2 protein-coding genes are annotated in these 6228 nt (G+C 75.4%); both read right to left on the reverse strand.

The genetic code is table 11. The features are described 5' to 3' along the window. The coding region (locus AOK18_RS13865; RefSeq protein WP_055694554.1) for an ATP-dependent helicase at window positions 1–2569 on the reverse strand (2569 nt) is incomplete at its 3' end. Window positions 2570–2765: 196 nt separating this feature from the next. Next, window positions 2766–6170 (reverse strand): ATP-dependent helicase, encoded by a 3405-nt coding sequence (locus tag AOK18_RS13870; protein WP_079105007.1) that lies wholly within the window; start codon window positions 6168–6170, stop codon window positions 2766–2768. Window positions 6171–6228 lie beyond the last annotated feature (58 nt).

The raw sequence follows: 6228 nt of genomic DNA on the forward strand, positions 1-6228 counted from the left end.
GGGGCCAGTCCGGGTCGTCGTACGGGTCCGCGGCGTGTACGGCCGGGGACGGGTCGCCGGGGTGAGCGGCGAGGTCCTCGAGGTGGGCCAGGACGGTGTCGGCGGCGGCGCGGCGGCGGGCGAGGGCGTCGTCGTCCAGGGGGAGGGGCCACGCCTGGTCCTGGGCCGCCCGCCGCAGGGCGGGGTTCTCGTCGTCCTCGGCGGGCTCGTCCGCCCATGCCTCGATCTCGCCGTACCCGGCGGCGCAGTGGTTGTGGAGGGCCCGGAGGAACGCGGACGGCCCGCGCGGCTTCTTCTGGGAGGGCCCCCACCAGTGGCCGGAGCCGAGCAGCAGCGAGCGGGGGCGGGTGAAGGTGACGTAGCCGAGGCGGAGCTCCTCGGTGTGCTGGTGGTCCTTCATCGCCTCGTGGAAGGCCTTCAGGCCCCGGGCGTCCCAGGATCCGACGTCGGGCAGGGTGTCGGCGTCGCCGCGCAGCCCGTGCGGCAGGACCTTGCCCTGCGCGGTCCACTTCTCGCGGCCCTGGCCGCTGGGGAAGGTGCCGGTGACCAGTCCGGGGACGGCCACGACGTCCCATTCCAGGCCCTTGGACTTGTGCGCGGTGAGGACCTTGACGGTGTTCTCGCCGCCGGGCAGCGCGTTGTCGAGGCCCTTCTCGTACTGGGCGGCGGTGCGCAGGAAGCCGAGGAAGGCGAGCAGGCCGGCCTCGGCGTCCCCGGCGGCGAAGGAGGCGGCGACGTCGAGGAAGTTGGAGAGGGTCTCGCGGCGGCGGGCGGCCAGGGCGTGCGGGGACGCCGACAGTTCGATCTCCAGGCCGGTGACGGCGAGGACGCGGTGCAGGACGTCCATCAGCGGGTCGGCCAGGGAGCGGCGCAGGTCGCGCAGTTCGGCGGCCAGCCGGGCGAACCGCACGCGCGCGTCCGGTGAGAAGGGCAGCCCGTCGTCGTCCCCCCGGCCGTCCAGCGGGGACTCCAGGAACGTGTCGAGGGCGTCGGCGAGCGAGATCACCTCGGACGGGTCGGTGCCCTCGACGGCTTCGGCGAGGCGGCGGTCGGGGTCGTCCTCGCCGTCCACGCGCGCGTGGGCCACGAGCAGGCGGGCGCGGCGGCCGAGGAGGGCGAGGTCGCGCGGGCCGATGCGCCAGCGGGGGCCGGTCAGCAGACGGACGAGCGAGGCGTTGGCGCCGGGGTCCTGGAGGACCTCGCAGACGGCGACCAGGTCGGCGATCTCGGGCAGGTGCAGCAGTCCGGACAGGCCGACCACCTCGACGGGGACGTCCCGGGCCACCAGGGCGCCCTGGATCTCGGCGAAGTCCGTCGCCGTGCGGCACAGTACGGCGATCTCACCGGGCGCCCTGCCGGTGTTCACGAGGTGGGCGATGGAGTCGGCGAGCCAGTCGAGTTCCTCGGCGTGGGTGGGCAGCAGGGCGCAGCGGACGGTGCCGTCGTGTTCGGCGCCCGGGGCCGGGCGGAGGGCCTCCACGCCCGCGTGCATGGCGCGCAGCGGCTCGGCGAGCCCGTTGGCGAGGTCCAGCAGGCGGCCGCCGCTGCGGCGGTTCTCGCTGAGCGACTGGCGGGTGGCGGGTCCGCCGTCGGCCCGGGCGAAGTGTTCGGGGAAGTCGTCCAGGTTCGCGACGGAGGCGCCGCGCCAGCCGTAGATGGCCTGGCAGGGGTCACCGACGGCGGTGACCGGGTGGCCGGTGCCGCCGCCGAACAGGCCGGCGAGGAGGACGCGCTGGGCGACCGAGGTGTCCTGGTACTCGTCGAGGAGGACCACGCGGAACTCCTCGCGCAGGAGGCGGCCCACCTCGGGGATCCCGGCGAGCCGGGCCGACAGGGCGATCTGGTCGCCGAAGTCGAGCAGGTCGCGGTCGCGCTTGGCGGCCCGGTAGCGCAGGACGAGGTCGGCGAGTTCGCGCCGTGCGGCGGCCGCTTCGGGCACTTTGCGCAGGTCGGCGTTGGTGAGCTTGGCGTCCTCCAGGGCGCGCAGCAGCTCGGTGTCGTGGCCGCGCAGTTCCTCGGGCCGTACGAGGTGCTCGGAGAGTTCGCCGTCGAGGGTGAGGAGGTCGCCGACCAGGTCGGTGAAGGAACGGGTGAGGGCGGGGTAGGGGCCGGGGGCCTCGCGCAGCACCCGCGCGGCGAGCTGGTAGCGGGTGGCGTCGGCGAGGAGGCGGGAGGTCGGTTCGAGGCCGATGCGCAGCCCGTGGTCGGTCAGGAGGCGGCCCGCGAAGGCGTGGTAGGTGGAGATCACCGGTTCGCCCGGCGGGTTGTCCGGGTCGATGGTGTCCGGATCGGTGACGCCCGCCTTGACCAGCGCCTTGCGGACGCGTTCGGCGAGTTCGCCGGCGGCCTTGTTGGTGAACGTGAGGCCGAGCACCTGTTCCGGGGCGACCTGGCCGGTGCCGACCAGCCACACCACGCGTGCCGCCATCACCGTCGTCTTGCCGGAGCCCGCTCCGGCCACGATCACCTGGGGAGCGGGCGGCGCGATGATGCAGGCCGTCTGCTCGGGGGTGAAAGGGATCCCGAGGAGCTCCTTGAGCTGCTCGGGATCACTGATGCGTGCAGGCACGTGCAGAGGCTAGCCGCGACCGCCGACACAAAGGGCCGCGCCACCCCTCTTCGGAGGGAGAAGCGCAGGTCGGCGCGGGTGGTGCGATACGTCACGCCGGTCAGCGGCGGTCGGCCGGGGCCGGCCACCGGTCGCCGACGCGCCGCACCGGGGGCGGCCCCGCCGGGTCCCCGTGCGCGGGACGGGGCCGTCCGGGTCACTCGATCACGTGCCGGCCCTCGGGGCGGGCGCTGCACGAGGCGCGGAAGGCGCAGTGGGTGCAGTGCTGCCCGGCGCTCGGGGTGAAGCGTTCGTCGAGGACCTTCCCGGCGGCCGTCGCCAGCAGGTCGCCGACCCACTCCCCCCGCTCCCCCTCCAGCGGCTCCTGGGCCTGCACCTTGGGCAGGGTCTCCCCGCCGTCCCGTCGGGCGGCCGGCCGGCGTAGCTGGACCAGTTCGGCGCCGCCCGTCCCGGGCCGCTTCCCGTCGAACACCTCGTCGACGGCGCCTTCCCGCACGGCGAGCTGGTAGACGGCGAGCTGGGGGTGGCGGGCCACCTCGGCGGAGCTGGGGGCGTGCTTGCCGGTCTTGAAGTCGACGACGTAGGCGCGGCCCTCGCCGTCGGTCTCGACGCGGTCCATCTGTCCGCGGACGCGGACCTCGTAGTCGCCGGCTTCGAGCCGGACGTCGAAGTCGTGCTCGCTGGCCACCGGGGTGCGGCCGGCGCGGTCCATGACGTGCCACTCGAGGAAGCGTTCGAGTGCCACGCGCGCGTTCCGCTTCTCCTGCTGGGACTTCCAGGGCGCGTCGAAGGCGAGCGCGTTCCACACGGAGTCGAGCCGTTCCATGAGGACGTCGAGGTCGGCCGGGGTCCGCCCGGAGGCCACCTCGTCGGCGAGGACGTGCACCACGTTGCCGAAGCCCTGGGCGGCGGTCGCGGGGGCGTCGGCCTTCACCTCCCGGCCGAGGAACCACTGCAGGGCGCAGGTGTTGGCCAGCTGGTCGAGGGCGCTGCCGGAGAGCACGACGGGCTGGTCGCGGCTGCGCAGCGGCACCTTGCTCCGGGTGGGCTCGTACATCCCCCACCAGCGGTACGGGTGGGCGGACGGCACCAGGGGGCGGCCGTCCTCGTCGGTGAGGGCGGCGAGCCGGGCCAGCCGGCGGGCCGCGGCCTCCCTGAGGGGGCCGGAGACGCGCGGGTCGACGGTGGTCGCGCGCAGCTCGGCGACGAGCGCGGCGACGGACAGGGGGCGGCGCGGGCGCCCGGTGACGTCCTTGGGCTCGACGCCGAGTTCGGTCAGGAAGCGGGAGGGCTGGTCGCCGTCGTCGGCGGGGGCCTTCACGGCCGTCACCACGAGCCGTTCGCGCGCGCGGGTGGCGGCGACGTAGAACAGGCGGCGCTCCTCGGCGAGGAGGGCGGCGGGGGTGAGCGGTTCGGCGAGCCCGTCGCGGCCGATCCGGTCGGCCTCCAGCAGGGAGCCCCGGCGGCGCAGGTCGGGCCACAGGCCCTCCTGGACGCCGGCCACGACGACCAGCCGCCACTCCAGGCCCTTGGACCGGTGCGCGGTCATCAGGCGTACGGCGTCGGGGCGCACGGCGCGACGGGTGAGGGTGTCCGCGGCGATGTCCTCGGCGTCGATCTCCTCCAGGAAGTTCAGGGCGCCGCGGCCTCCGGTGCGTTCCTCCGCGCGGGCGGCGGTCGCGAACAGGGCGCACACCGCGTCGAGGTCCCGGTCGGCGTTGCGTCCGGCCGCTCCGCCGCGGTGGGCGGAGCGTTCCAGCCGCGCGGGCCAGGGGGTGCCGTCCCACAGGTCCCACAGCGCCTCCTCGGCGGTCCCGCCGTTCGCGAGGCGCTCGCGTGCCGTGCGCAGCAGCGCGCCGAGCCGCTGGGCTCCGCGCGCGTAGGCGGGGTCGTGCACGACCAGCCGCTCGGGTTCGGCCAGCGCCCGCGCGAGGAGTTCGTCCGAGGGCGGCGGCAGCACGTTGCCCGCTGCCCGCTCCTCCTCGCGCAGGGCCCGGCCGAGGCGGCGCAGGTCGGCGGCGTCCATGCCGGCGAGGGGGGAGGTGAGCAGGGTGAGCGCGGTCTCGGTGTCGAGCCAGGGGCGCTGCTCCTGCTCCTGCTCCTGCTCCTGCTCCTGCTCCTGCTCCTGCTCCTGCTCCTGCTCCTGCTCCTGCTCCTGCTCCTGCTCCTGCCCAGGATTCTCCGGCTCCCGCTCCGGCCCGTCGGTCGCCTCCGCGGTCGCCACCGCTCGCAGGGCCGTGAGCAGCGGGGCCACCGCCGGTTCGTGGCGCAGGGGGAGGTCGTCGCCGTCGACGTCCACCGGAACGCCCGCCGAGGCGAGGGCGCGGCGGACGACGGGAAGGCTGCGGGAGCCGGCCCGCACCAGGACGGCCATGTCGTTCCAGGCGACGCCGTCCTCCAGATGGGCCCTGCGCAGGATGTCGGCGATGTTGTCCAGCTCCGTGCCGGAGGTCGGGTACGTGTAGACCTCGGTCCGGCCGCCGTCCCGTACCGGGGCGAGCTCCCGGTGGGCGCGGGCCTTCTCGGCGGGCAGGCGGGGCAGCGGCATGCGCTGGGTGATCAGGCGGGTGGCGGCCAGCAGTGCCGCGCCGGAGCGGCGCGCGACGCGCAGCACCTCGACCGGGGCCGGGCGGCCGTCCGTGCGGGGGAAGGCGTCGGGGAAGTCCAGGATGCCGTTCACGTCCGCGCCCCGGAAGGCGTAGATCGACTGGTCCGGGTCGCCGAGGGCGACCAGGGTGCGGCCGCCGCCGGCCAGTGCCTGCAGCAGCCGCACCTGCGCCGGGTCGGTGTCCTGGTACTCGTCCACGTAGACGGCGTCGTAGCGCGCGGCGAGCTGTCGGGCGGTCTCGGGGCGGTGGGCGAGGAGCACCGCGCGGTGGACCAGTTCGGCGTAGTCGAGGACGCCCTGCAGGTCGAGGACGTCGAGGTACTCGGCGAGGAAGGCGGACGCGGCACGCCAGTCGGGGCGTCCGATGCGGCGGGCGAAGGCCTCCAGGGCATCCGGGCCGAGGCCCAGCTCGCGGCTGCGGGCGAGCACCGCGCGGACCTCGTCGGCGAAGCCGCGGGTGGTCAGGCAGGCGCGCAGTTCGTCCGGCCAGCGCACGTGCGCCAGGCCGAGGCGTTCCAGGTCGACCTGGCCCGCGAGCAGCTCGCGGACGGTGACGTCCTGCTCGGGGCCCGACAGCAGCCGCAGCGGCTCGACGAAGAGGTCGCTGTCCTGGTGGGCGCGGATCAGGGCGTAGCACAGCGAGTGGAACGTGGTCGCCCGGGGCGCGTGCGCGGCTCCCGTGCGCAGGGCCATGCGGTCGCGCAGCTCGACCGCCGCCCTGCGGCTGAACGTCAGCACGAGGATGCGTTCGGGGTCACCTCCGCGGGCGATCCGCGCGGCCACCGATTCGACCAGGGTGGTCGTCTTCCCGGTGCCCGGGCCTGCGAGGACGAGCATCGGTCCGGTCCCGTGGTCAACCACGGAGCGCTGCGCGGCGTCCAGCCGAGGGGGGGATGTGCGGGCCGGCGGGGTACGGACCAGTCGATGAGCGCCGCGGTTTCCCCGCCGCACCTGGGGGTGCGGCAGGCCGTGGATGGAGGAAGAGGAGCTCACGTGGTTCGCCGGTCCTGGTGGGTGTGCTGGTTGCCGTTCCACCGCGTGTGGGGGGCGG

Source organism: Streptomyces prasinopilosus (assembly GCF_001419695.1).
Classification (GTDB): Bacteria; Actinomycetota; Actinomycetes; order Streptomycetales; family Streptomycetaceae; genus Streptomyces; species Streptomyces prasinopilosus.